Origin of the sequence: Novosphingobium sp. MD-1, from assembly GCF_001014975.1 — a bacterium.
Taxonomy (GTDB): Bacteria; Pseudomonadota; Alphaproteobacteria; order Sphingomonadales; family Sphingomonadaceae; genus Novosphingobium.
In genome coordinates this window covers 268,978-294,052 of record NZ_BBXA01000030.1, presented here as the reverse complement: position 1 = coordinate 294,052, position 25,075 = coordinate 268,978, and the positions used below count along the sequence as shown (strand labels likewise).

Sequence of the window (25,075 nt, the reverse complement as noted above, 5' to 3'; positions counted from 1 at the left end):
CTAGTGGGACGCTAGATGCCGATCTCGAACGGCTTCGTGATCGACCGGTCAAGTTCTGGCGGCTTGCGTTCCGGTGCTGGAGCCACACGATCTTTGGCCTGCCCTTTGGCTGCCGCATCGCGGAGAAGATCGACCGTTTCGAGTGCCGAGCGCTTCATGCCGGCATTGTGCTCGACCGCCGCTTCGAGCTTGCCAGCATTATCGACATATAGCGTGAGACCATCGCGCAGGCGCGTGACTGTCACCAGGAACGTCTGCTGATTGGCCAGATTGCGCTCGCGGCTGTCCATGACAGCAATGCCGCGATCAGAGGTCAGCCCCTGAGCCATATGGGCATTGAGCGCATAGGCAAGATCGAGACGGCGAAGCATCGGGTCGCCCTGTTCCAGCCTGTGCTCTGCGCCCAAGGATGTCTTTACCACGACAGCCTCATTGTCGATTGCGACAATCCGGGCCTGGTCGGCATTGAGGAGGCCCCGCTGGTGATCGGTCTCGGTCCACCGGACCTTGTCTCCGGTGTAAATGTCGAGGGCGCGAACTTCGAACAGGCGCAGCGGATCCTGCTCACCTTGCGGCCTGATCTGACCGGGACGAAACTCGAACTGGCGGCCACGCGCGTTCTCCAGCGTGACCCGCTCGCGTGCCACATCGGTTCCGACCACACGGTATTCGCCTGCTGCAAGGCCCTGGCTGCGCTGACGCCGCGCGACATCGACCACCATGCCGGGCGCATAGGTGCTCGCATAGCGCAGCTCCTCGCGGGTCACATTGACGCGCGAAAGGGTCCGGAGCTGCATGGTTTCAGGACCAAGCTCGCCGCTGGATTTGAGGCCGGTCTGCACCGCATCGTTCACGGCGCTGCGCAGGTTTCGGCCTGAGGCATAGATTGCGGTTGCCTCGCGCTCGGCTGTCGACAGGGACAGCCAGGCTGCGGCAGCTTCGACAGCAGCATCATTCCCCGCCTCAATCACCTGGGGTGCCAAATGGCGCATGGCGTCTTCGATGCGCCCTTCTTGCGCTGCCAGTTGGGCTTCACGCAGGCCTTCGCTGCGCGCGCGAAGATTGGTGCCCATCACCGCAGTCTCGATGCCGGCCTGCTGCATCACATCGAATGGCTTTCCAGCATCGACGGCACCCAACTGCTTGCGGTCGCCAATGCTGGCAAAGCGGCCGAGCTCGAGCAGGTTTGCCAGCCGCACGAGCTTCTCCTTGTCGGCATTGCCGACCATTGATGCCTCATCGAGCAGCACGACGGTGCCGCGCATGTCGGCCCGCGCCTCGGCGAGACGGTCCGCATCGGCCCCTTCAAGGAGATCGCGGTGCCGGGCGAGGAACCGCGACACCGTCATCGATGGAATACCCGTGTCGCGCTCGAGCATCTGGACCAGCGTGTTCTGCACCGCGAGCCCAAGCACACCCCTGCCCTCCTCGCGCAGGATATCGGCGACAGGTTTGAGGACCGTGCTCTTGCCTGCCCCCGCGACGCCCTGGATCGCGACGATGCGGTTGTTCGAGCCAAGCAGCAAACGCCCTGCCCCTTCCTGTCCCGCGTTCAAGGTCATGCCGTATTTGATCTGGGACAGGGCCTGCAGACGGGCCCCGGCGAGGTCGGGAGAAACAATCGCCGGAGCGGCGCCGCGCCCGTCTTCAACCCCGGCGATGATGCGCTGTTCGAGGCTGATGGCATCGCGTGTCGTCAGCAGTTCCCGGTCGGCGCCCCTGCCCTTCTCCAGATGTCCCTGGCGGAGCAGCTGGTCGACGCGGTGCTCAATGTCTGCAAGTGAAGTCGGGAGCGCAAAGCCAAGCGCTGCGCGGAAGATCTCGGCCCGGGTGAAGGCCGCCTCCCGCTCGCCCAAATGCCGCACAGCCGAGGCGACTGCATGAATTGCAGCGACCTGCTCGACACTGCGATTTGTCAGCCGGGCCGGTATCAGCGGGTCGCCTTCCCGCAGGCCGAGCCGTTCGGCAAAGGTGGTTGCGAGGGCCTGAACATTGCGGACGAGCGCGCGCATCGTGGACCCAACACCAGTCAAATTGCCAAGGTCCTGCGCGCTGCGGGCATTGGCCCTGGCAATGACCATGGCGGGATCAAAGCCCAGCCTTGTGGACGTATCCCGCCACTGCTGCCGCAGTGCATCGCGATCCTCGATCCGCCCCTTGTCGGCCCGGGTCATGAGGTTTGCTGCGTTGCGAGCAGCGAGCCCCCTTCCTTCCATCGTTGCCAGGCGGTCGAGAATCTCCACCCGCCGCGAACTGAAGGCATCGCGCACGTCTTTGGGTACACCGACGGCCTCGAAATTGCCGTGCTTGCCGAACTCCCCGACCTCGTAACCGAGCTTCTCGACGCTTAGCCGAAACCGCGCCATCGTCATGGCATTGAGCAAAGTATTGTGCTGCCAGAGCTTGTCATTGCGCAGCGCCCGCCATTTACCATCGGCCCCTCGCGTCACATTGGCAATGACGGCATGGAAGTGGGCGTTGGGCTCCTGGTTGCGGTTGGTGTCGTGCTGGAAGAGCGCGATCGCAAGGTTGCCGGTCTGGACCGCACGCTCTCTGCCTCGAACCTCCATCCGGGTCTCGGCAAGGTTCTTCTCGGCCCAGCGCAGGGTTTCCCGGATGGCCGACGCATAGACATCGAGGATCCGTTTGTCGCCACCCACCAGAGCGAGGACTGACCAGCTTTTCGGCATCGAAAAGGTGAGGTCGGTCCCCGCCCGGTGCGCCCGGTTGTCACTGCCGACGCGGCTACCATCGGGCAGCAGTCCTTTAAGGACCGCCTCGAACTGCCGCGCGTCTACGGAACCAGTAAGCCCGAGCGCCGCAGCGCCCTTGCCCAGCCATTCACCCGAACGATCTGCATCAGCCCGCGTGTAGTAATTGTCGGCAGCGAAGTAGTTGGCCGCACCGCCTGCGGTGCGGACATTGGCTACCGACAGCATCGATCAATCCGCCATCCCGAGGCAGTCAGCGACATGTTCACATCTCCATGTCGCCAAGATCGGGACCAGTGATCGGCGGAGGCTCGTGCTCCCGCAGACCATCCTCGATCATCAGCTTGCGCGCGGCGGCATCGCTGGAGCCTTGGCTCTTCGGGTTGTCCGGCTTGCCCTCTTGCAGCGCCTTCGTGTCGGGCGTGCCGGGCCGGGCAGCGCTCTTTGCAGCAGCCGTCTGATCCGGGACTGCAGCGGCTTCGCCTGTCGGGAGAAGTGGGCGGGCGGAAGGTCCAGCCTTTTGCGGCGGAGCATCGGTTCTGGTATTCGATCGCTCCTTCCTGGCCTTGCCCGCCTTCTCCTGCCCGGAACGAGCTGCCGGTTCCCGCTCTTTGGTCCGCTTGCCGGGTGGGTGTTCCACTGCTCGACCAAGATCCTTGGCAGGCGCGTCAGGCTCCTGTCTCGGCGCGGCTTTCGGTCCCTGATCCAGGGCCAGTTCTCCCTGCTTCGGGACGACCGGCTTGCCCGCTCCGTCATCGTTGGACGAGGGATGCTCGCTGCCTGTTGGCGCTGCCTTCTGCTCGGCCTGCTCCACCGCCGGATGGGGCACCGTGACCCTTGCCTTCGGGCTTTCCTTGACCCTAGCAATGAAGGTCTCCGCCCGCTTGGGTCGGTCGACGGGCTTCAGCTTGATCGGTGCGGCGGGAAAGCCGTCGGGGAACTTGATGTACCCTGACAGGCGCGGCAGGTTCATCAGCTGGTCGGGTAGCAGGAGCGGCTCGATGTGCTTGCGCGGGGTAAGGCTGACCGCATCACGGGCATTGTTGTAGCCGTAGGTGTAGCCCTCTTCCATGTCCCTGACCTGGCGATGGCCAATGAAGTCGGAGCACCAGGTGGCCGTTTCGCGGTCGGCGGTTCCAAGGATCAGTTTGGTCCGGGCAAGCGATGCCAGCGTCATCGCCATGTTCTCGCCGTAGACCTCCTTGAGCTTGGCATAGGCGTGCAGGCCAAGAACAATCGCGCCGCCGAAATTGCGCGCCGTCTGCAAGCCTTTCTCGAGGGCCGGCAGGCGGTGCAATGCGCCCAGCTCATCGACGAAGAACCAGCACTTGAGATCGCGGGTGCGGGGCATCGTCATCAGCGTGTTCATGGCCGTGTCGAGCCAGAGCGTAAGCAACTGCGCGCAGACGCTCATGTCGACATAGCGAGCCGAAATGAACAGGATCGAGCCTTTGCCTCGAGCGCTATCGGCCCCGTCCTCGATCCACTGGCGAACCGAGAAACGAGGTCCGGCAGCCGGCAGCAGCTTGAGCGCCTTGGCGTTCACGTTGAAAACGGCCCGGATCGATTCCGCCATGCGGGCGGCTTCCGGCGCGGTCAGCGGATCGGCGATAGTACCGCGCATCATGGCATGCACGCGCGACAGGTCCGCAGTCATGAGCTCACGGGCCAGGGCGTCGTTAGTCGCTCTGCCCTCGGCCACGAGTTTGAGGCAGAATTCGACGAACAGGGCCCGTGCAGCGATCACCCAGAACTGGGCTTCACCGCCCCCGTCGTGGGGCACGAGGGCGTCCGCTGCGGCCCAGAACTCACCTTCAGAACGGCATTCGTCAAACAGGCTCCACTGGGGGCAACGCGCATCGAGCGGGTTCAGGATGATGTCGCAATGGGCCGCATGGAAGTGCTCGATAAAGGCGCCGGTCAGGTCGAAGACCACGCAGCGCTGGCGCTTTGCTCTTGCCTCCGCAATCATGTCGGAGATCGCCACGGTCTTGCCCATGCCGGTGGTGCCAATGAGCATTGCGTGGCTTTGTTCGAGCCGCCACGGATAGGAGACCGTGGCGATATGCGATGGCCGATAGGGAAAGACCTGGGCGATCTCTCGCGGCAGACTGAGCCGCCATTTCCAGCCCAGCGCGGAATCGAGCTCACGGGTGCGCTCGCGCCGGTTGTGCGCGGTCAATTCATCGACGAGTTCGGGAAGCGTAACCAGCATCGCGCCGCGCTCATGTTTGCGTTCCTTGGAGCGGCCGCCGAACCGCTCGGCGAACCAGTAAAAGACGGCAAAGGCGGGGACCAAGAGGAAGCCGGACCGCCATAAGGCACTGGTCAGAAGCGCAGTCAGCTTCTCCCACGCATGGACCACCGGCGGATAGCTTTCGAGCTGGGCAATCGGAAACTGGATGGTCGCGCCAAAGGCAGTTTCCAGGGTGATCCGCTTGGCGGGATCGAACTCCATGAAGCCGTAGATGGCAGCATAGATCCGCATCCAGACGAGGTAGACTTCATGGTCGGTGAGGCCTGCCGAAATGGTCCACCAGGAGGTCCATGAGATCACGAGCGCGGCGACAATCAATGGGCCCTTGAGACCCGCCGCGAACATGAAGCTGAAGTGTCCGAGCAGCTGGCTGCCACGAGTGAAGTTGACGAGATTACGCTTCATCGGAGCCTCCCTCGCCAGCGGCTGTGGAAAGACCGAGTTCCTTACATTTGCGCACGTACGCCTGGTGAGCCCGACCGCGCAGCGCGTGGTCGGGGTGCCCTGCCAGCAGCGCATCAACCCCGACCATGAGGAACACCGAGCGGCGGGAAATTCGCTCAATGGAAGCGTCGAGCCGCGAGGCAAGCTCGTCCTCGGTGCAGGCATTGGCGAGCAAGGCGCGAACCCACTCGCTCATGCTGATCCCTTTGGCCTTGGCAGCCTTGCGGATCATCGAGCTGAGCTCGCTGGAGATGTAAACCTGGAGACAGATTGGCCGTGTCATGCACGGACTCCTTGTGGTCAGGAGCCCGGTTCACACTGCGAAAGGCGAGGTAGAAGCTAAGTCAGATTCAAGAACATGTCAAGAACATATAGGACTGCCGAATTCCGCCATTCTCGGCCTCGCTTTGGTCAAATCCACGTAACTCCCCTCGCCCACGTCATTTTTGACGGAGAAGCTGCCATTTCGCAGATTTCGATCCATGCATCTGGAATTTCGTGTTTTTCTGCCAGTTGATCCAGCGATTTGTCGCGTACGGTGTGCCCAACTGTCCCCAACTGCGAGGACAGGAACCAGCTATTGATCCTGTAACGGATGATGCGTTTAGCGATCCCCATTCCCAGGGTCCTCGGCAACTAGCCGATCAGCGGATCGCGATAGGCACAGACGGGATCGACGCCTATGTTGCAGCCAATATTCCGGACAGAAAGGAGGCGCCGCATGGGCCAGGTCACATTGAGTGCGACACCGAAGGGCAACGGCTTCCAGGCGACAGTCACTTACCCGAACGGGGTGTCGATCAGTTCTTCCGAGGCCTTCCCGACACAGGCAGAAGCCATTGAGGCCGCAGCGTTGAAGGTTCTGGGTATGCCGGAACGGCTCGCCGATCTCGACCGTCCCGATACCCCCGACTGACGCTGGTAATCCGCCTCCCCGTACCGGCCGAGGGATGCCGAAACGGTCTACGAGCAAAAAGAAAGGAGGAAGCCCTGACGGACTTCCTCCCAAACCGGCGAGTCAGAATTCATCGCTGAGACGGCCCGGCACAGTATCGATGACACGGTCCAGCATGGCCTTGGGCAAGGCGCCGTAGTCGCCTTCATCGACCGCGATATAGCCTGCCTCGTCATCGGTCAGGACGTACTGTGTGAAGTAGCTGTGAAGGGACCGGGCATGGGCCTGATCCAGGGCAGCAACGAAGGCTGCCTGATCGGCGGCGGGACCAGCAGCGGCAATGTTCAGTGAAGCGTACATGTTCTTTCCTCCTGATGTTCGATGCGTCGCATCAGGAGCTGCGAAGGATGTGGGTGACGGGCTGGGTCAGGGACCGCGATAGCGGCCGCGAAGCGGCGATGGGGGCAACGATTTTTGCCGGGCTTGCCCGGTAAAAATGGTGGGGCCCCGTCGTCCTTGACGCAGCCCCAAAGCCCGCATCACACTTGGTCTTTCTGCGAGAGAGACCTCTCCAACGCCTGCGCAGAAGCGCAACGCCTGCCCCACAAAACATTTTCCTACATGCGCCCGCAGTGCCAAGATCGGCAGCGGAGGGGACCAACGGCCAGCAAGAAGGAAGCACTATGGCCAGGTCCAAACCTACTGCCCGCGATGCCTTGAAGAAGCTGCGTGAACAGCGTGCCCAACTCGAGAACGAGGAGGCGCGTCTCCGCGAAGAAGCAGCGACCGAACTCGGAAAGCTACTGATCGAGTGCGGCGCGGAGACGATCGATCCGGCGCAGTTGCGCCAGATCGTTCGCGCATCGATGGCGCTCGGGGTCGAGGAAACGCTGAAGCGGATTGCTCCCTCGTAAAACCCATCCGGCGGCGGCAAGGGGTTCGATGCCCCGCGCCGCCGCATCGCCGGCGTACAAAAGAAAAGGCCCCGATGGCGTCTGCCACCGGGGCCTTGTCGTGAGGCAAGGACATTCAGTCCTCATCGATATCGGGAGCACCTTCGTTGCTGCCGGAGCGGCCCTTGGTGAGGAAGTCGACCTTGTCGGCGATGATCTCGCAGCCGTAGCGCTTGGTGCCGCTCTGATCTTCCCACTGGGTGTAGTGGATGCGCCCTTCGACCGTCACGAGCTGGCCCTTGGTGCAATACTTGGCCACATTCTGGCCGAGGCCGTTGAAGCAAGTGATCCGGTGGAATTCGCTGTCCTTGGCGGTGTAGCCGTTTTCGTCCTTGTAGGTCTTGCCATCCTTGCGGGCGGGACGGTCGGTCACGACCGAGATCGAGGTGATGCTGGTTCCACCCTGGGTGGTGCGGGTTTCGGGGTCGCGAGCGATGCGGCCAACGAGGATAACGAGATTGGTCATGGGCTTTCTCCTGATCGAGCAATCCGGGGCCATCCCGGCTGCAAAACCCGAGCAGAAGCGCCCCGCGGCGAAGCGCACCGAAGGGAAACCCGGAACTGGTTCGGGTGGTGCGGGCAGTCGGGCACGCAGCATCGCGCCGAAAAGTGGGAACCGGTTTTCGGCACCAGCGATGCGCAAAATCGTGCCCGGCAACTCGGTCGGACCTGATCCGGGTTGCGCGTCTCGACGGGGGGTGGTTCAGGGACAGGTTTGCATCGAAGCCGGGTGGAGCTGGATGCCTTGAACAGGTTTGCCCCGACTCGTTTTCCATCCGGTCTTGGCTGGATCATCCCTTTCCGACCTTCCACGGGAGAACCCCTTCCTAGATTACGGTACTGACCGCTCCTCCAACCGGTGTCTCATTCCTGGACGAAACTGCTTCGTCGGGGAGAGGCATGTCGACCGTCACCCCTTCAGCGCCGTCCAGATGGTTGCCTCGAAGCATCCAGGCCTGCGGCGTGATCAAGCGCGCCCAATCGGCAAAGGAGGGGATCGAGCCCAGGTCTTCGCGTACGTGCTGTTCGCCGACCAGACGCACCGGAACGACCCGGCCATCGGCATTGACGAGGGTCTCGCCGAACAGGGTTTCGAGCATGAATATCCCCTCGGCATGGTGCCGCAGCGCGCGGTGCCGTGGGTCTGCCAGGATTGCCTTGGACTGGTCGAACCACTGGTGCAGCGGGAGATAGTCATCGACCGTGCCGCCCCATTTCCGGACCGACGAGAGAGCGTGGTAGTAGCAGTGGGCCATGCTTGATCTCCTAGAGCTCGGTCGAATGATCATCGGTGGCGATGAAGCGCAGACTGCAGTCGAGCACGAAAGTCGCCTCAGCCACATCAATCACCAGTTCGCCGCAGGCACCGTCGTTGATCTCCCAGCCAGGATGGTGACGTTCGAGCGCCAGGTAGGTCAGCTGTTCGAGTGCCTGCCCGAGTGATTGCGGCTCTCTGGAACCGGTACGATCAACGCTGTCTGCTTCGCCTTTCAAGAGGGTCACATCCGGGCAAGGGATCCCCGCGCCGGCTGCATCGAGGCATGCACATTCTTCAACGGCACCGCTGTCGCCGCAGCCGTCAAAGCGGATCTCGACACGGGCGATGCCGGCATCCTGCAAGCGCGGAAGAATGGCGACCTTGAGCTGCTGAATCTCTTCAGCAACCTGCATCTGCCGCTCGGCCTGGCGAACGGCAAAATCGGCCATCACAGCCTCGATATCGATCATGAACTGCCTCCTGTAGAAAGGAGCCAACGACCTCCGCTGGCTCAAACTGACAGGCGCGCGCCTTTCCTCTGATGGGCGACGCCAGCACCGACCCGGCGCTGGCGCGAGGAATTGCATGACCTCAGTCAGTGGCTGCCGAAGTGCTCTTCGGATTGGTGCCAAGGGGCCCGCGCCGATCGACCACGGTGATCCGCCGGGCCTTGGCTTCGATGACCAGACGTTCGAGCACGCCGTTACCGGGAAAGGCGATGACGTAGCGCGGATCGAGGGAGAGCATCCGCTCGTTGCGCTTGAAGCCAGCACGAGCGCCCAGCCGCATGTCGAGCGAGAACGTGACCTGCGGGATGCCGCGCCGTTCCGCCCAGCTCGATGCCAGGCGGTCGACGCCTTTGGTGTCGCCGCCATGGATGAGCACCATGTCAGGCACGCGGTCGCGGACCTTGTCGAGGGTGGCCCAGACGTTGTTGCCGAAGATCAGTGCATCGTCTTCGGTGGCATGACGGGTGCGCCCACCAGCGAAGACGACCGGGGTTCCTTCGGGCATCGCTGCACGGCACTTGGCCTCGGCACGGGCGCGCAGGAAGTCGCGCCCTTCGACGAGCGCCGAGGTCAGCATGGCGCTGTGATTGAAGCGCGAACTGGAGACCGGCTTCCAGGAGGAACCGAACTCGTTGAGGTAAAGGGCTGCTGCGACTTCGCGCATCTCCTCGAGCGCCAGCATCGAGCTCTCGGCGCATTGCGCCCGCTCGACCTGGGTCTCAAGGTCATGGGTGTGGACCTCGGATCCGTCGGCCGTAGCAATCAGCGCGCGGACCTCGTCGGTCGCCCGGTCGAGAGCTGTCGATTTGCGTTCCGCCGAGCGGTGGAAGATGTTGACGAAGGCCCAGCCAAGATCCTCGGCGTCGGCTTCAAGAGCGGTGCCGGACACCATGGCGAAAAGATCGGACCAGACCGCTTCGAGGGTTTGGACGACCGCTTCGCGGACCGGGAAATCGCTTGTCGATACGGGAGCAGGACCGATGGAAAAGCCGGCAAGATCGAGCCCGGCGAGTTGATCGGCAAATGACGTGTGCATGGGGAAGTCCTCCTGACTGGCGTGAGGCCGACGCACCCGTTCATGGCTGCGCCAGCGAGAGCCCGTCAGGGCCAGCTTCAGGCAGGATTGCGCACCCGCGAGGGGAAACCCGGCTTGGCGGGCTGGCGCGGGCAGGCCTTGAGCCTGAAGGGCCAAGGCCAACACGGGCCCGCCCAAGCCGGGTTGCGCAAGACTGGCGGCTGGCCCAGGGCCTCTCTCGCATGGCGACAGACCATGAGCGGCCGGCAAAGTGCAGTCAGGGATGGCAACCCAGCACTGCGCCTCACCAACTCGCAAACCTCAAGCTGCGCGCTTGGTGTAGACCCCCTCGCCGTTCGACATGTGCCCGAGGCAATCGTAGTCGCCGAACAAGGCATCGAAACGGGATGCGATCTGCGACAGCCAGCGCTGTGCCCGCGGTGAGCGGGCCGTGCGCCAATCGGCGTCCCAATAGGCCCCATCATCGCGTTCGACGATCCAGACGGCAACCAGCCCGCCATAGACCGACACGCCGAAATCCGCATAGGCGTTGTGCATGAGGATCCGGTCCTCCCGTCCGCGCCAGCCATCATGCGGGATCAGCGACGGGAAGGCTTTGGCGGCCCGCTCGCACAGATCGTTACGCAGCCATTCGTACTCGAATTCCCAGTCGTCCTCGGCTTCGACCTCGAGCACTGTGAAGGCGACGATTGCGCCGCTGGGATAGCTGACCGAACGGCCCATGATATCCTCCCTCAGGCCGCGAGCGCAGCGTCGTCTGACGCATCGTCAAACTGGTCAGGGGTGACCCTCCCGCCAAGCTTCAGCAGCAGACTCGCGGCTTCTTCGGCCTTGGTTGCAGCGGTCAGGATGGCGCGGTCATCGTCTTTCAGAAGCTTGAGCCAATGCTCGATATAGCTTGCGTGGCTGTCGAGGTGCGTGACCGGCAGCCCCAGCTCGGCGCCCAGCATGGCGCTCGATAGTTCGGCGACAAGTTCCTCGGCGGCATAGGCTGCCGTTCCGAAACGGTTCTTGAGATCACGCCCCAGGCGGCTGGTATGTCCGGTCCAGTGCGACAGTTCGTGGGCGAGCGTGGCGTAGTAGTGATCGAAGCCGCCAAACAGGCTGGCCGGCGGCATCGTGACGCGATCCGCGGTCGGCTCGTAATAGGCTTCGCAGCCCTGATGACGCAAATTGACCGGGATGGCAGCAAAGAAGGCGTCGAGGTCAGCCTCGCGCCCTTCAGGCTCGACCAGTTCCAACGTCGCGGCCGGATGAAAGCGCTCGGGCAGACCCTCGACCTGATCGGCATTGAAGACCGGATAGGCCTTCAGTACCCGGCGGGCCTCGTCGGTCTTTTCGCCGGTATCGGGGGCTTCCACCTCCTTGGTGTAGCTCTTGTAGAAGATCGCGATCGTCGACTTTTCGCCCTTGCGGACCTGGGCGCCGAGCGATTTTGCCTGGTTGTAGGTCATCCAGAACGGCGAGGCGTAGCCGCACATGTCGGCGACCATCCACAGCCAGAACACATTCATGCCCCGGTACGGAATTCCGCAGGCCCGCAGGGGCCGGGAAACGGGCACGCCGCGCCACGGCTTTATCCACGGCTTCGTGCCTGCTTCCAAACGGGCGATGATTTCCTGGGTGATACGGGTGGCGGGCGACAGGCCGCCGCCCTGCTCCTTGCGATAGGCCATGATGGTTCTCCTGATTGCGGCATCTGGACAATCGGCGACGGGTTCGCCGGTCAGTACCACAGGGTCCCGAGCCCCCTCTGCTCTTCTCCCAAAAAGGAAGCGGCCCTCCGGCGTGAGACGAAGGACCGCTTCTCGAGGTGCGAGTGGCCGAGCCTGTCAGGAGGAGGTCAGGCGGCCAGTTCGCGGGGGGTATGGATTTCGCCGTCGACACCAGGCTGAGCGTCGCTTGCGTCGATGTCGACTTCGCCAGCCTCCGGAGCAGCGGAGGCAAACCGCATGACCTCAGGCACCCAAGCCAGGGCCTTCTCGCGAACTTCGACTTCGGTGATGTAGGTGCCAGCGAAGACGCGCTCGGCGCTCATCGCGAGGTCACCCTTCTTGACCGAGGCAAAACGCGAGGAGAGTTCGAGACCGCCGACATCGGTCAGCGCATCGAGGATCACCTGCTTCGACACCCGATCGAAATAATTGGTCGCCGTCGGGCGCCACCACTGGGCCATGTCGATACCGATCAGGCTGCCAAGGTGATCCTGGAACGGCAGCTGACGCTCACCGGCCATGTTGAGGCTTGCCTCGAGCGACCGAGCGACGACATAGCCCAGCCAGGCGGCGCGACAGTCATCGGGCAGTACACGGAAGAGATCGAAGCGGGACGTCGCATCATTCCCGGCGCGCCAGCTTTCGTCGAGACTGGACCTGAGCTCGGCAAGCGCGCTGCTCGCCGGCGCATCCTTGGATTCAAAGCCGATGATCGGGCCAGCCGGAACAGGCGCACGCAGCGTAGTCGCAGCCCGCGCCCGCCAGTCGTGGGTGTCGGCATCGGCAAGCGTGAAGACCATGATGTCGAGCGCCAGACCAGGATCGGATGCAACGTGCAGCGCCAGCACATCGCGGCGCTGCATGGCGAGCTCGTCGACCAGGCGCTTGGACAAGGTGGTCCGGCGCTTATCCGAACCTTCATCGCCCGTAACGACTTCGATCCCACCGTCGGCTCCGACGGGTTCAGCCTGACGCTCGCCGTAAAACACCGGCTGGAGAACCGGCGTGCCATCGCGCGAGAGCACCAGGACCATCCCCGCCTCGGCCTTGAGTTCGGTCGCGATGACGGGCGGGCGGGCCCGGATTTCCTGGCACTCGCGTTCGATGGCCTCGATTGCCGCTTCGGCCGCAGCCACAGCCTCCTCGGCACTGTCCTGATCCTCGAGGATCGCCGCATGTTCGTCATAGGAGGCATCGAGTTCGTCGAGCCTTGCCAATTCGGCTTCGGTCAATGGCGCTGGTTCGGCAGGAAGCCGGACCAGCCCTTCGACCAGGTCGTGGCTGGCATAGGGATCGAGCGTCGGCTTGACCCAGGCGAGACCCTGCTCGGCGGCGAGGGCTTTGGCCTGCTCTTCCATCTTCGCGGCGGCAAGGCTTTCGAGCAGCGCAACATCGACCCAGGATTCGCTGTCGTCGTCATCGAACAGTTCGCGCTCGATCCGGCCGCCTGCAGCGATGTAGGCGTCGCGGCCAACGAGCCGGGCGCGCGGATCGCTGCCTCGTACCGTCCCGGACAGGACCATACGCCGGACACTGTCGGGGTTAGGCGCATAATAGCCCGAGGAGACCTGCTCGAAAACGCGGGCCTGGATTTCCTGGTCGGAAGTCGCACCAAAGGCCTTGGCGATGTCGAGCGTGATTTGGCCGGAGGCCAGTGCCTCGAATACGACGGGCGCAAGCGTCGAGAGGCGCAGACGTCCCTCGACAAAGCGGACCGTCAGGCCGAAACGGCGCGCAACGTCTTCGACGGTCGCGCCGCATGCGACAAGCGCGGCAAAAGCTTGGGCTTCATCGGCTGGGTTCATGGCGAGGCGGTGGAAATTCTCGGCGAGGCTGGTCTCGACGGCGGCTTCGGCGCTGTCTTCGACGACCAAGCACATGACTTCGTGATCGCGGGCGAAGATCTTTTCGTCTGCGAGCGCAAGCATCGCGCGGCGACGACGCTCCCCAGCTTCGACCTCGAATTTGCCCTTGGCAGCGGGGCGGACGATCAGGTTCTGCAGCAATCCATGCGCTGCAATGCTGGCTTTGAGTTCGGCATCTGCCGCCGGATCGCTGTGACGACGGACATTGCGGGGAGACTGGACGAGTTTGTTCAGCGGGATCGACTTGATCATGGGACACACTCCTGACTGAGAGCCTTGTGCATCGACCTTCGACGCCCAACTGGCTCGATCAGGGCAAAGCCCACTCCACTCTTAATACGTTCGCAGCAAACCTGCCGATGGCAGCGGGCAATGACGAATGATCATGATTGCGGGCTCTGGAGCATTTTATGTTGTTCGCGCCAATCGTTCAGCTGACCTAATTTCGCCGATGCGCGACTGCTCCGTCGGGCGATGCCGCAAATCAGAATCTTGAGCCGCAACTTCTACCCCATTGTGCACCACAACTTTCCACCAAGTTTGAACCGTGCATCTTGCGCGACCGAAGGAGCACTCCCATATTGAAACGAATAGGGAACACCTTGGGGGGATCCATGCCCGTTCCGAATACACGATTCATCGAACTGCTGCAGGATATTGAGCCGAGCACGACAACCAAAACGCGGGCGTCCGGCGGACATACCGGCATCCGCGACCATCTGCGCACGCAGGCGAAGTTCAAGGACCGATATGTGACCAGCTTCCTTTCAGGAAGCTATGCCCGCGACTCTGCCATCCGCCCGCGCTCGACGTCGAATGGTCAAGAGCGGCCCGATGTCGACATCATCATCGTGACGAACTTTTCGACCGACGACCATCCCGACACGGTGCTGAAGGAGGTCTGTAAGGCCCTCGAAGACGGCGGCGACGGCTATGAGGTCGAGCGAATAAATAAACGCTCTGTGCGGGTCGAGACCTGGCAGGCGGAGATGGACATCGTTCCGGTCGCATCGACATGGAACGGCTACATGATCCCCGACCGCGACACGGGCACTTGGAAGTTTACCAATCCCCCGGTCCACACGAGCTGGAGTTCGGCGCAGAACACGCGGTTCGGTGGCCGGTTCAAGCCGCTCGTGAAGCTGTTCAAATGGTGGCGTCGAATCAACCCGCTAACCGGTCGGCGCCCCAAGGGTTTCGTCCTCGAAGTGCTCGTCGGGCTGCACGCGCCCACCGGCGAGACGCATTACGGCGAGGCATTCGCTCAACTGCTTGAGAATATCTACGACGCCTATGGCTATCATACCTCGATTGGCCAAAAGCCATTCATCGCCGACCCCGCGGATGGCTCGAACGACATCTTGGGAAAGGTGTCGGTCGCCCAGTGGACTGAATTCATCGAGAAGGTTCGGGTCTATGCCGGCATCGCCCGCCGGGCGCAGGACGCCGACGATATCGAGGAAGCAACACGGCAATGGCGCCGGGTGTTCGGCGATCGCTTCAAGGCCACTGCGACGCCGGCCAAGGCCTCGACCTATGGCGGGTTCGCCGCAGCGGTACCGGTGGCCGCCGGATACACCTTCCCCAATGCGATGGCTGCGCCTCCTACCAAGCCGCGCGGCTTCGCTTGAGGTTCTGGTGGCTCACCGACTCTGCCCGGCTCGCTGCCGAGCGCGCGGCGGTCGAAGCGCTGGCGCGCGACGAGGACTGGCTGGAGTTCACCCGATGGAAGTTCGACGACGCGCGGTTCGCTGCCGAAGCCATCATCTCGGCTCACGGCCGGCGCTATCCGGTCCGGCTGATCTATCCTGACCAGTTTCCGCAGGTCCCACCCTGGGTCGAGCCGCAGGATGAGGCGCGCTGGTCCACTCATCAATATGGCAAGGGCGTGCTCTGCCTTGAGCTGCGACCGGACAATTGGACGGCAGAAGCGACCGGGGCGGATGTGCTACGTAGCGCACACAATTTGCTCGTGACCGAGGACCCGCTGGGCGAAGGCGGCGAACGCGCGCCTTCGGATCATCGGATTGGACAGGTCCAGGCCTATGACTGGGGCCTCAATCCCGTCCTGATCGGCCAACGGTGCGCCGAGCGGATCGAAGCGGGAATCGCCTTGGACTTGGTGGGACTGCGCTGGATGGCGGCTGACGAAGTCTGGCCGATTCTCGTCCATGACGCCGAGGACCGGCTCTTGCTTCGCCGGCCGCCAGGCGCAGACATCCACAACTGGCGCTTCGATATTCCGGTATTTGTCTCTACCCGGTCTGCGCCCGCAGGGGTGCCAGATCGGGCCGCGTTGGTGGCAGCCGCCGACCTGCCGTCGGACATGGCCAACTTGGCCCTCGAAACGAACGCTGCCATCATTCTCTTCACGGGCGAGGCGGACATTGCCGGGTTCCACCTGATGGCGGATGGCGCCACACACCGTCGCCGGGTTCTTGTGCTTCCGGACGAGAGCGGTGCGCGGTCCGCGAGATCGACAGCGGCTGAGTGCAAGCGCGTCGCGATCGTTGGCGCAGGTTCTATCGGTTCCAAGCTCGCCGAATCTCTGGTCCGATCCGGCCTCGGCCTCCTGACGCTAATCGACGGCGACGTACTCCTCCCCGACAATCTCGAGCGGCACGCGCTCGAGTGGCGCGACGTAGGGTTCCGCAAAGTCAATGGCCTCAAGCGCCGCCTTCTTGCCATCGCGCCCGGCGCCGACATCCGCGTGGTCGACAACAATCTCAACTGGCAGCGTTCGGCCAAATCACACGCTTGGCAGGTCGAGGCCGTTGCCGACTGCAGTGTCATCGTCGACGCCACCGGCGATCCGGCAACTGCGCTCTTCCTCGGTGCTCTTGCCGACGCGAACGAGCGCCCGTTCGTGTCGGTCGAGGTCTTCGAGGGCGGGCTTGGCGCGCTTGTGGCGACGGCGCTGCCCGATCGAGATCCGCCGTTCGTTAATGGGCGGGCGACCTTTCTTGCCTGGTGTGATGAGCAAGGCGTGGCCCCGCCAGAGCCCGGTCCCCGGCGCTACGAGATGCTCGCCGGCGACGGTGCGCCGATCGTTGCGGACGATGCCGCAGTCACCATGACCGCCGGGCATGCGGCGCGCGTCATCCTAGACATAGTCGACGGAGCGCCCGCTCCGTCGGACTCCGCTTGGCTCCTTCTCGGTTACAGCAGGCACTGGCTGTTCGACGGCCATGGTCACACGATCCGGCTGAGCGTCGGCGAACGGTGTCCGGGCATCAGCGGAGAGGATGCCGAGGCCCGGGCCTTCGCACTCGATTTATTCAAGGAATGGCTCGATGCGGCTAAGGCTGCCGGTTGATCAGACCGCCAGGCTCGTCGCGGCGCTGGAGAAGGCCGGCAAGCGCGAGATCGGCGGACAGCTGTTCGGTGAGCAGCTTGCGCCGTCCGACTTCGACGTGACCGAGCTCACCATCCAGGCGCGTCGCGGGAGCTTCGCGCGCTTTATGGTCGATCTGCTGCAGGCCGCACGCGATGCGATGCACTTTTTCGATCGCACCAAGCATCGCTACACACGCTACAATTACATTGGCGAATGGCACAGCCATCCGAGCTTCGCGGTGTATCCGAGCGGCACAGACCTCGCGACGATGCGGGCGCTGGTGGGTGATGCCCGCTTCGCCGGCAGCTTCGCGGTGCTAATGATCGTTCGGCTTGACGGCGGCACACTTTCTGCGGCCAGCTGGGTGTTTGATCCGCAGGGCAATGAGTTCGAGGCCAAACTGGAGATGGATGTTGTCTGATAAACCTCCCGCGCCGGCCCTGACCGATGCCCGCGGCATGGGGGGCGTGATCGCCCAAGGCGGTTTCGACTATCAGCTTTGGGACGGCCTCGCGCGGTTACCCGCATGGCTCGCCAACCCGGCCTTCGAGGAAATAATCTTCGAAGGACTTGAAGATCTGGAAGCCCGCTTCTTCGCACCCCAGTCTCCCCGCCACCGTCTGCTCGAACGCTATCAGGCTAAGGCCGGCGCGCTTTCGCCAGGCGAGGTCCGCGACGTACTCAAGACCTTCCACGGCTTCGAAGAGCGGTTTCCAAACGCGACGCGCATCCACGCGTTGGTCACGCCGCGGTTACCGCCAACACTCGCTTGGCTCGCTCGGGACCCGCTTCGCGTACGCCGGGCACGTCCCTTCTATGCGCCTTTCGCGGACATCATGGCGGCGAGCGATGCGGCACTACGCGATAGTCTTGTCGAAACTTATGGCCTGGAACTCGGTGAATTCGTAGCGTCCGCGGTCGAAGTGAGTGAGCGCAGCCTGCCCGACGCCGCCACTGCGCTCGCCACCTTCGGCGCCGCGCTCGACCAGGCCTTCCCAGCACTGGAAGCACCGTCCCGCAAAGTTGCCGATACGTTCGAGGTGCTATCCTCCCTCGCACGCCGTTCGCTTGGCACCCCGCTCGGCCGTTCAGAACTAAGAAGAGCGATGGAGCAGACGTTGGGCAAGCCGCTTCCACTCGGGCAAACTTGTGCGCTCCACATCCGATCCGATCGCAACGAAGCCGATGAGACCGCGCTGGAATTGGACGCGAGCCAGTTCTCGGGCGGCGATGCCGGCTTCCCGCCCCCGGACATCTGGGCCGAGCAGCTGCTTGGTCCGCTTGACCGCACGGCGCGATGGCTGCGCGCACATACTATGTCGAGAGTCGCGTTGAGTGGTTCCTACCGGCTCAACACAGCGTTAGCGGTCGGCTGGTCGTTACGGTCCGCTCATGGTTTCGAGCTTGAAATCCAGACACGCGCTGGCAGCTGGTCGACTGACGATCGCCCTACGACTGGCGAGCCTGCTCCACCGTGGTGTATCCATCAGCCCTCTCGATTGGAAGGCGACGCTCTCATCGTCACGGTCGGGGTACTGCGCGACCCGTCTGCCGACCTTGATGCCTCAGCGGGAATTGCGGCGGACGCGGTGCTAGGCCTTCATTTACCAGAGGCGATAGCCTCGGGGAGAGCGGCGCAGGCGAGTGCTTCGCTAGTTAAGCAGACGGTAGATGCGGCGGTCGCGCGGCTCGGTGCACGACAAATACGCCTCTATCTGGCCGGCCCCGCAGCCTTCGCCGTCGCGCTTGGCCACCGCTGGAACGCGATGCCGCCCACCCAGCTGCACGAATATGTGACGAGCGAAAGGCACTATGAGCCAACTGCGCTCTTGTGATCAGGAGTGGCGGACGAGATCTTGACCCATGCCATAAGCTCGCTTGCCCACTCGGTCCGCTGCGAACGCACGGGGACGGAGGTTCGAATGAAAGACGGGAAGGTTTCACACGACCCAAAAAATGTGGCTAAGCAACCGCTACGGTTGCGGAGATTGCCATGCCCATGGCAAGGCTATTAGCGTCGATGGACTCACTGAGCGCCGAAAACTATCGTCCGCCCTGATGTTCCACCTCCATTGCACCAAGAAGCTACTCGATCGGATCAAACCGGAAGTCGCTGTGCCTGGGCAAAGCGACACGGCGCTGGGCAACTGGTACGCCACCGCCCTGTTCTGGAGGCCGCAATTAGCTTTGCTGGTTTCTGAGCGCACGCTTCTTCCCGTGCTAATGCCGCTGGCTCCAGCGGCCACGCTTGCTCGACGCTTCCCGGCGCAGCTGGCGCTTGTCCTGAAAGAGTACGGCGCCCCAAGCGAATTCATCGCGCAAGAAGTCTGGCGAATGGACCAGGTCCGCTACGCAAAGACTGTGAATCGGAGCGTTGTTGGCATCCTCAATGAGTTCGTTAAGCAGGCCGAATTCTGGCTGGCTGCCTATGCCTATGAGAAGGGTGATGACGACGACCTTCTGGCGATTTCCGCCAAGCTCGCGGAGACACCGTGTAGCCCGCTGTACAAGGGACCAGTTTCGCCGGACAAAGCCCTTCATGAACTCGTGAAGGCTGGTTCGCGGGCATGAGCCTGCAGGCGGTTCACTGCGCTCGGATATCCTACAACACTTGCCTGGAAACCCGGCTCGTTCGGTCAGGCGGGATGGGGCGGCAAATCGACAATCCGGAAGACAGCGCCGGATCCCGCATCACGGACCAGATCAACCCGCGCGCCATCCCAGTGATAGTCCAGGTGCCGCCCCTGGAGCGGATTTGATGCGCAGTCAGGGTAGAAGAGCGCCACGCATTCTCCTCCGTGATGCCGGATGCTCGGATAAGCAATCCCGTCCGATCCCGCGTCCCTGAGGTGCCACGCGAGCGCTTGAGATGCGACATAACTGTCGGGATCGAGCGCCGGAACTGGCTCCCCTGCCGGAACTCGCAAATCATGCAGGTCTGCATCGACCGACATGACGATCTCCCGGAATTGCGACGTCCAGCCAGGCGCTTCGTGCGTTCGGGCCATGAAGCGGGCGTGATGGTAAATCGTCTCGAACAGTGCGGTCTCAAAACGGTCCCCAACGTAGAGCACACCGTAGCTCCCATCGGTAAAGCGGCTCGGTCTATCGGTGCTAACGTGGGTGAATGGCGCCATGAGGTGGGAGGCTCCGTTACCGCCGACGCGTCGGTCGACCGGAACGAGGTCGAGATTGCCAATCGTCGCCATGATGCGTGGATTGGTTTTCTGCTCTGCCGAGATCAGCAGCGGCCAGTCCGCGGGATCGGCGATGTCCTCGAACAGGTCGATTGGCGGAAAGGCGCTGCGGATGATCCTGACAGCGCCCTTCCACTCAACTCTAGAAACGGGGATTTCTGGTGCTTCGCTCACCAGCCACCGCGCTCGGCGTCGAGGTAGCGACGCACCCGCATGATGTCGGTCAGCTCGCCTCCCAGCATCACGTCGAGCGCACTGGCTCCGCCGAACGCTTCATTCGCTGCTCTGATCCAAGAATACCCGCGGGTCGCTTCGGAGAAGATGATCCGGAGCGCCTTGTGGATCCCCATGAGGTTGGACAGGCGCGCACGACCGTCACGCGATACGCGCCCGGGCCCTTCCGCCTTCCATCGCCGATAGGAGCGCACTGGCATGTCGAGCAGCGTTGCAGCCTGCTCGTCGGTCAACTCCCATTTGCCAAACAGATTGAGGACTGCCCGGAACATGGCAGCTGCCTCGTCCTGCGTAATCGGATCGGGACGGAAGGCGGTAACGGCAGTATCAACGGGTTGCAGAGCCAACATGGCAGTTCTCCATATGGCAGCATATATTCAAGATAATGCCATTTGGCAAGGAACTATGCCGATGATGCCAGTCTGGCAATCACGCTCGCTGCGCCTTCTATCGGCACGAAAAGCCGGGTCTGGTAGCGGATGATCTCGGTGAAGCAGCCTTGGGCCTTGTACCAGTCGAGCCGAACAGAGCTCCATCCCGTAAGCTCAATTCGCTGTGAGCCATTGACCAGACTGCGCTTGACCATGAGCTGCTCGCGGCCCGCAAATTCCATGGACCGGCCCGTCGCCAGGACGGTCTGAACAATTTCATCAGCAGAGAGCGTTTGTTCCCGTTCCAGACCCATCGCCCGGCACAGTTCGGGCACGCAGTGGACGGGAACCTCCCGGCCGAGGAGCGAACGGCCATCCGCCGCCGAGATGCGACTGACCCTCACGAAATCCGAAGGGAGCTTGTCCCAGACCGGAAGCAGGAGGCCCGTCGCAAGATAGAGGCGCTCGCGCTTGTGGCTGGAACGGGCTTCTTCGACCTCGGTCGCCCAGGAGTTTTGAAAATCGTCGAGGGAGATATCCTCCCAGCTGCTCTCACCCAACTGATCCGCGGTGATGTGGCTGCGCTTGAGGGGGCGAAGCAATTCAAAGCGGGTCACGCGCGTACCGTCATCGGCAAGGATGCTTCGGGCGGGCACCAGCAAGGCGACCCGACCAGAGCGGGCGTTCCGAACCGGTCGCTGCCGTGGCCCGGTGAGGCCGTGGATCTCCTCGAGCCGCTTAAGCGTAAGCGGCTTCAAAGCTCTGGCGATTTCCAGTTCGAGGAGATGGGTCGTCGCGCCCGATGCCGGATCGGTGCGCAGCAGCGTGTCCGACAGGACAGTGAAGTCCTCGACTGCAATCGTCTCGAGGCCGAGATCGAGCGTGCCAGCCTGCCGGGCGGCATCGATACGCGCTTCGACCAGCCCCATGAACTCATCGAAGATCGCGTTCTGCAAGGCTATGGGAAGCGCCAGGATGCGGTTGAGCCAGCGCTGGATCGACGGCAGATCATCGACCATCGACCCGTCAGGCGCCTCGATCCGCAGGCCTGTCAGCTCCTGGAAGCGCCCGAGGCTGACCGCTTCGAGCTTGCCGGTGAACAAGAGGCCGAACCAGCGATGGAGCGCCTCCTTGGCGTAGATGCTTTCGAGATTGTCGGCGGGATCGAACAGGTTCTGGCCACCGGTCTGGCGCTGTCCGCGGGTCAGAGCGCCGAGGCTGTCGAGGCGCCGAGCGATCGTCGAGATGAAGCGGCGCTCGCCGCGCACATCGGTGGTCACCGGCCTGAACAGCGGGGCCGATGCCTGATTGGTGCGATTGGTCCGCCCGAGCCCCTGGATTGCGGCGTCAGCTCGCCAGCCCGGCTCGAGCAGGAAGTGGACGCGGCGGGCCTGGTTCTTCGCGGCCAGATCGGCATGGTAGCTGCGCCCCGTTCCTCCGGCATCGGAGAACACCAAGATGCGCTTGGCGCCGTCCATGAAGGCCTGGGTCTCGGCGACATTGGCTCGCGGCGAGCGCGATTGAAGTTTCTGACGACCATCGAAGCCGACGATGAGCCGACGTGTGCGACCGGTGACTTCCGCTACCTGGTCAACGCCGAAGCGTTCGATGATGGCATCGAGGGCTGTGGCGATGGGCGGCAAGGCGCAGAGCTGCTCGATCATCCGATCGCGCGCGGCCAGCGCTGAGCGGCAAAGCACAGGTGCGCCATCCTCGTCACTCATCGGCTCGGAGCGAGGATTGCCGTTTTCGTCGGTGAACACCGCCATTAGGCGGACGGGGAAGCTCTTGGCGAGATAGTCGATGACATATTCCCGCGGGGAGAGATCGATCTCGAGAGCTTCGCGCTCATCTTCAGACAGGTCGGCAAGCCGCCGATCGAGCATGGCCTCTGCCGTCGAGACCAGCTGCACGACCACTGCCTGTCCTTCGCCAATCGCCGTGTCGATCGCGGGCAGCAAGCTGGGGAGCTTCATCGACAGAAGCAGCTGCGCGAAGAAGCGCTGCTTGGTTCCCTCGAAGATCGACAGCGCTGCGGACTTGGCACCCGAGTTGAGCGTCCCGCCGGTTTCGCTGTCGACGATGCGCGTGGCCTCCAGCGCTTCGCGCAGGTTAGCGTGGATGATGGCCCAGGCCTCGGCATAGGCATCGTAGACCGCGATCTGATCCTCGGTCAGGCAATGCTCGAGGATTTCATACTCGACACCGGCGAACGAAAGGGCCCGGGCCGTGTAGAGGCCGAGCGATTTGAGATCGCGCGCGACCAGTTCCATGGCTGCAATTCCGCCATCGCGAATATCGGCAACGAAGGCCTCACGATTGGCAAACGCGGTCTCCGGCCCCCAGAGCCCGAGGCGCGTCGCATAGGCCAGGTTGTTGACGTCGGATGCGCCTGTGGCCGAGGCGTAAAGCACCCTTGCCCGGGGCAGGAGGTTCTGCAGGCGCACCCCGGCAATGCCCTGCTCCGATCCTTTGACCTTGCCCCGCGATCCCTCGCCGCCAGCGGCGTTGGCCATGGCGTGCGCTTCATCGAACACGATCACGCCATCGAAATCTTCACCGGCCCAGGCGAGTATCTGGTCAAGGCGCGTTGCGTCGTTTCGGCCCGAACGGAGGGTCGGATAGGTGACGAAGAGTATCCCGTCGCGCATGGCGATGGGGGTGCCCAGCTTCCAGGACGCCAGCGGCTGGACGTCGATCGGGATGCCGCCAAGCGCAGCCCAGTCGCGCCGGGCATCTTCCAGTAGCGCCTCGTTCTTCGAAATCCAGATATGGCGGCGCTCACCGCGCACCCAGCGATCGAGAATGACGCTCGCGACCTGGCGGCCTTTGCCAGCGCCTGTCCCGTCCCCGAGAAAATAGCCTTGCCGGTAGACGTGACCTTCCGCCGACGCCTTGAGCGAGCAGCCCTTGTCCTCGGGCTCGAACCGGCCGGGAAGATCGCGGGCGTGAGCGCTCGCGGCATAGATGAGTGTCTCTGCCTGAGCAGCCGACAACAGTCCCTTGGCGATAAGCCCGTCAGGCAGCTGCGGCACCGCGTCTGGCTTGGGTGCCGAAATCGACCCCATGGCGACGGACTCGACGAGCGGCGTCGGATGCCCGGCCGCGCCATCGATGACGATCCTGCTCGGGCGATAGGGCAGATAGTGGCCGACCTGAGGGGCGACCGGCGCAGGGGTTTCAAGTGACTGGTAGGTAAGCGACCCGATGGCGGAGGCTGAAGGAGTGATCCTCGCTGGTGTAGGCAGCGGCCTGCGCGGCGCGGCCACCAGGAGGAACGGCGCACGAAGCGGGAGGCGCGATTGCTCGGGAACAGCCTCCAGGCTGGCGCGAGGCGGGATAGCATCGACAAGATCGGTCAGCTGGCGAAAGTCGTGTGTGCGGATCGCGACAGGCTCGTCGGAGCTTGCCACTTTATCGAGAACCAGCAACCGCGTGGTTATGCCGGTGCCCTGCCTGATGAACGCGCGTTCGACGGCGGCATTGAGCCGCAGCGAGATCGGTCCCTTCAGCCCCGCCAGGAACTTCGCACAGTCGAACCATTCAGGCATGATCGCGACAAGCCGCCCCCCGGACGCCAGACGGTTCCAGGCCGATCGCAGATGCCTCGCCCCAGTGCGGCCATCGTGGCCCCGCTCGATCCCGTGAGAATAGGGCGGGTTCATCAGCACGACGCTGGGGCTGATGGCCGGATCGAGCAATTCGTCGATCAGCTCGGCATCGTATCCAGTAACACGGGGAGCGGGGAACACAGCAGTCAGGCAGTCGCGGCGCAGCGGCGAGATTTCGTTGAGGGCAAGGCGCGCGCCAGCCTTTGCCGCCCAGACTGCGAGCATCCCCGTTCCGGCCGAGGGTTCAAGCGCGAGCTCATCGACTTCCAGCGCGCAAGCCCGGGCAGCAAGCCAGGCAAGGCGCGGCGGCGTCGCGAACTGCTGCCATTCGATCTGCTCGTCGCTGCGGTTGGTCTGGGTCGGAATTCGGGCATCGAGACCGCAGAAGAACTGTTCGGCTTCGTCGATCGGGCTCGTGAGCTGGATTTGATCTGATGCTTGCAGGTGTTGAACCTGCGCCAGCTCGAGCGCAGCGTGAGCATCACGGATTGACCATGCCCCGAGTGCATCGGTTCCGCCGAAGTGGTCCGTCATGATGCGGTTGATGTCGCTGCGCGAAATCGGGCGGCCTTCTGCAAACTGCGACGCCATTGCTTTGGCTGCCGTCACGACGAGCGGCGGAGATGGTGGATCGAACGCGAAGGCGAGGGAAGAGTTGGACATGGGAAACCTCCTGACGAGG

The 25,075-nt window shown here is 63.2% G+C and carries 21 protein-coding genes; 7 read left to right on the top strand and 14 right to left on the bottom strand.

What is annotated here, in order from left to right:
- Positions 1-11: 11 nt before the first annotated feature.
- Genes mobF through NMD1_RS14460 form a run of 3 tightly spaced genes read right to left on the bottom strand, consistent with a single transcriptional unit; the run spans position 12 to position 5,695 of the window.
- Positions 12-2,939 (bottom strand): MobF family relaxase, encoded by a 2,928-nt coding sequence (mobF, locus tag NMD1_RS14470; protein ID WP_125955282.1) that lies wholly within the window; start codon positions 2,937-2,939, stop codon positions 12-14.
- Between the two features lie 37 nt (positions 2,940-2,976).
- A complete protein-coding gene (locus tag NMD1_RS14465; protein WP_125955281.1) occupies positions 2,977-5,373 on the bottom strand; it encodes a type IV secretion system DNA-binding domain-containing protein in 2,397 nt (798 codons plus the stop codon).
- Entirely contained in the window at positions 5,363-5,695 is a 333-nt protein-coding gene (locus tag NMD1_RS14460) for a hypothetical protein (protein WP_066275457.1), read from the bottom strand. The genes NMD1_RS14465 and NMD1_RS14460 overlap by 11 nt, the downstream gene beginning before the upstream one ends.
- Before the next feature lie 438 nt (positions 5,696-6,133).
- On the opposite strand from NMD1_RS14460, the gene NMD1_RS14455 reads away from it, so the two are divergent.
- On the top strand, positions 6,134-6,328 hold the full coding sequence (locus NMD1_RS14455) for a hypothetical protein (RefSeq protein ID WP_011445834.1): 195 nt from the start codon (positions 6,134-6,136) through the stop codon (positions 6,326-6,328).
- Between the two features lie 102 nt (positions 6,329-6,430).
- Here the strand turns inward: NMD1_RS14455 and NMD1_RS14450 are convergent, their stop codons facing one another.
- On the bottom strand, positions 6,431-6,667 hold the full coding sequence (locus NMD1_RS14450; RefSeq protein WP_030092316.1) for a hypothetical protein: 237 nt from the start codon (positions 6,665-6,667) through the stop codon (positions 6,431-6,433).
- A gap of 323 nt (positions 6,668-6,990) precedes the next feature.
- Between NMD1_RS14450 and NMD1_RS21565 the strand changes: the two genes are divergently transcribed.
- The gene (locus tag NMD1_RS21565; protein ID WP_233497653.1) at positions 6,991-7,221 is read left to right on the top strand and encodes a DUF6437 family protein; all 231 of its coding nucleotides are present in this window, start codon (positions 6,991-6,993) and stop codon (positions 7,219-7,221) included.
- A 115-nt stretch (positions 7,222-7,336) separates the two neighbouring features.
- Here the strand turns inward: NMD1_RS21565 and NMD1_RS14440 are convergent, their stop codons facing one another.
- The 7 genes from NMD1_RS14440 to NMD1_RS14410 form a co-directional block, all read right to left on the bottom strand.
- Positions 7,337-7,726: a single-stranded DNA-binding protein gene (locus NMD1_RS14440; protein WP_007688363.1), complete on the bottom strand. Its 390-nt coding sequence runs from the start codon at positions 7,724-7,726 to the stop codon at positions 7,337-7,339.
- A gap of 361 nt (positions 7,727-8,087) precedes the next feature.
- On the bottom strand, positions 8,088-8,516 hold the full coding sequence (locus tag NMD1_RS14435) for a DUF6915 family protein (protein ID WP_125955279.1): 429 nt from the start codon (positions 8,514-8,516) through the stop codon (positions 8,088-8,090).
- Positions 8,517-8,526: 10 nt separating this feature from the next.
- Complete coding sequence (locus NMD1_RS14430; protein WP_125955278.1) at positions 8,527-8,988, bottom strand: DUF6878 family protein; 462 nt, start codon at positions 8,986-8,988, stop codon at positions 8,527-8,529.
- A gap of 121 nt (positions 8,989-9,109) precedes the next feature.
- Positions 9,110-10,063 carry a DUF2493 domain-containing protein gene (locus tag NMD1_RS14425; RefSeq protein ID WP_125955277.1) on the bottom strand — a complete coding sequence of 318 codons (954 nt, stop codon included), beginning with the start codon at positions 10,061-10,063 and terminating at the stop codon, positions 9,110-9,112.
- Positions 10,064-10,363: 300 nt separating this feature from the next.
- Positions 10,364-10,786: a hypothetical protein gene (locus NMD1_RS14420; protein WP_125955276.1), complete on the bottom strand. Its 423-nt coding sequence runs from the start codon at positions 10,784-10,786 to the stop codon at positions 10,364-10,366.
- 11 nt (positions 10,787-10,797) lie between these two features.
- Positions 10,798-11,739, bottom strand: coding sequence for an ArdC family protein (locus NMD1_RS14415; RefSeq protein WP_125955275.1), 942 nt, complete (start codon positions 11,737-11,739; stop codon positions 10,798-10,800).
- Positions 11,740-11,906: 167 nt separating this feature from the next.
- Positions 11,907-13,895 (bottom strand): ParB/RepB/Spo0J family partition protein, encoded by a 1,989-nt coding sequence (locus NMD1_RS14410; protein WP_125955274.1) that lies wholly within the window; start codon positions 13,893-13,895, stop codon positions 11,907-11,909.
- Between the two features lie 362 nt (positions 13,896-14,257).
- Here NMD1_RS14410 and NMD1_RS14405 point away from each other — a divergent pair, with 362 nt between their 5' ends.
- From NMD1_RS14405 to NMD1_RS14385, 5 genes are all read left to right on the top strand, one after another.
- Positions 14,258-15,274, top strand: a complete 1,017-nt coding sequence (locus tag NMD1_RS14405) for a nucleotidyltransferase (RefSeq protein ID WP_125955273.1) — start codon at positions 14,258-14,260, stop codon at positions 15,272-15,274.
- Positions 15,271-16,959 (top strand): ThiF family adenylyltransferase, encoded by a 1,689-nt coding sequence (locus tag NMD1_RS14400; protein WP_125955272.1) that lies wholly within the window; start codon positions 15,271-15,273, stop codon positions 16,957-16,959. The genes NMD1_RS14405 and NMD1_RS14400 overlap by 4 nt, the downstream gene beginning before the upstream one ends.
- Positions 16,937-17,401: a Mov34/MPN/PAD-1 family protein gene (locus NMD1_RS14395; protein WP_125955271.1), complete on the top strand. Its 465-nt coding sequence runs from the start codon at positions 16,937-16,939 to the stop codon at positions 17,399-17,401. The genes NMD1_RS14400 and NMD1_RS14395 overlap by 23 nt, the downstream gene beginning before the upstream one ends.
- On the top strand, positions 17,394-18,815 hold the full coding sequence (locus NMD1_RS14390; RefSeq protein WP_206065453.1) for an SAVED domain-containing protein: 1,422 nt from the start codon (positions 17,394-17,396) through the stop codon (positions 18,813-18,815). Before NMD1_RS14395 ends, NMD1_RS14390 begins: the two co-directional genes overlap by 8 nt.
- A 121-nt stretch (positions 18,816-18,936) precedes the next feature.
- Positions 18,937-19,551, top strand: a complete 615-nt coding sequence (locus NMD1_RS14385; RefSeq protein ID WP_233497650.1) for a DUF6933 domain-containing protein — start codon at positions 18,937-18,939, stop codon at positions 19,549-19,551.
- Positions 19,552-19,616: 65 nt separating this feature from the next.
- Here NMD1_RS14385 and NMD1_RS14380 read toward each other — a convergent pair whose 3' ends face one another.
- The 3 genes from NMD1_RS14380 to NMD1_RS14370 are packed head-to-tail and all read right to left on the bottom strand — an operon-like array spanning position 19,617 to position 25,056.
- Positions 19,617-20,351 carry an RES family NAD+ phosphorylase gene (locus tag NMD1_RS14380; RefSeq protein ID WP_125955269.1) on the bottom strand — a complete coding sequence of 245 codons (735 nt, stop codon included), beginning with the start codon at positions 20,349-20,351 and terminating at the stop codon, positions 19,617-19,619.
- A complete protein-coding gene (locus tag NMD1_RS14375; protein ID WP_094472550.1) occupies positions 20,348-20,761 on the bottom strand; it encodes an MbcA/ParS/Xre antitoxin family protein in 414 nt (137 codons plus the stop codon). The genes NMD1_RS14380 and NMD1_RS14375 overlap by 4 nt, the downstream gene beginning before the upstream one ends.
- 53 nt (positions 20,762-20,814) lie before the next feature.
- Positions 20,815-25,056 carry a bifunctional class I SAM-dependent methyltransferase/DEAD/DEAH box helicase gene (locus NMD1_RS14370; protein WP_125955268.1) on the bottom strand — a complete coding sequence of 1,414 codons (4,242 nt, stop codon included), beginning with the start codon at positions 25,054-25,056 and terminating at the stop codon, positions 20,815-20,817.
- Between the last annotated feature and the right edge of the window lie 19 nt (positions 25,057-25,075).

Coding starts and splice junctions, on each gene's coding strand:
- NMD1_RS14370 (WP_125955268.1), bottom strand. CDS start 25,056: ATGTCCAACTCTTCCCTCGCCTTCGCGTTCGATCCACCATCTCCGCCG.
- NMD1_RS14420 (WP_125955276.1), bottom strand. CDS start 10,786: ATGGGCCGTTCGGTCAGCTATCCCAGCGGCGCAATCGTCGCCTTCACA.
- NMD1_RS14405 (WP_125955273.1), top strand. CDS start 14,258: ATGCCCGTTCCGAATACACGATTCATCGAACTGCTGCAGGATATTGAG.
- mobF (WP_125955282.1), bottom strand. CDS start 2,939: ATGCTGTCGGTAGCCAATGTCCGCACCGCAGGCGGTGCGGCCAACTAC.
- NMD1_RS14460 (WP_066275457.1), bottom strand. CDS start 5,695: ATGACACGGCCAATCTGTCTCCAGGTTTACATCTCCAGCGAGCTCAGC.
- NMD1_RS14415 (WP_125955275.1), bottom strand. CDS start 11,739: ATGGCCTATCGCAAGGAGCAGGGCGGCGGCCTGTCGCCCGCCACCCGT.
- NMD1_RS14395 (WP_125955271.1), top strand. CDS start 16,937: ATGCGGCTAAGGCTGCCGGTTGATCAGACCGCCAGGCTCGTCGCGGCG.
- NMD1_RS14435 (WP_125955279.1), bottom strand. CDS start 8,516: ATGGCCCACTGCTACTACCACGCTCTCTCGTCGGTCCGGAAATGGGGC.
- NMD1_RS14410 (WP_125955274.1), bottom strand. CDS start 13,895: ATGATCAAGTCGATCCCGCTGAACAAACTCGTCCAGTCTCCCCGCAAT.
- NMD1_RS14465 (WP_125955281.1), bottom strand. CDS start 5,373: ATGAAGCGTAATCTCGTCAACTTCACTCGTGGCAGCCAGCTGCTCGGA.
- NMD1_RS14440 (WP_007688363.1), bottom strand. CDS start 7,726: ATGACCAATCTCGTTATCCTCGTTGGCCGCATCGCTCGCGACCCCGAA.
- NMD1_RS14375 (WP_094472550.1), bottom strand. CDS start 20,761: ATGTTGGCTCTGCAACCCGTTGATACTGCCGTTACCGCCTTCCGTCCC.
- NMD1_RS14385 (WP_233497650.1), top strand. CDS start 18,937: ATGTGGCTAAGCAACCGCTACGGTTGCGGAGATTGCCATGCCCATGGC.
- NMD1_RS14430 (WP_125955278.1), bottom strand. CDS start 8,988: ATGATCGATATCGAGGCTGTGATGGCCGATTTTGCCGTTCGCCAGGCC.
- NMD1_RS14455 (WP_011445834.1), top strand. CDS start 6,134: ATGGGCCAGGTCACATTGAGTGCGACACCGAAGGGCAACGGCTTCCAG.
- NMD1_RS14425 (WP_125955277.1), bottom strand. CDS start 10,063: ATGCACACGTCATTTGCCGATCAACTCGCCGGGCTCGATCTTGCCGGC.
- NMD1_RS14450 (WP_030092316.1), bottom strand. CDS start 6,667: ATGTACGCTTCACTGAACATTGCCGCTGCTGGTCCCGCCGCCGATCAG.
- NMD1_RS21565 (WP_233497653.1), top strand. CDS start 6,991: ATGGCCAGGTCCAAACCTACTGCCCGCGATGCCTTGAAGAAGCTGCGT.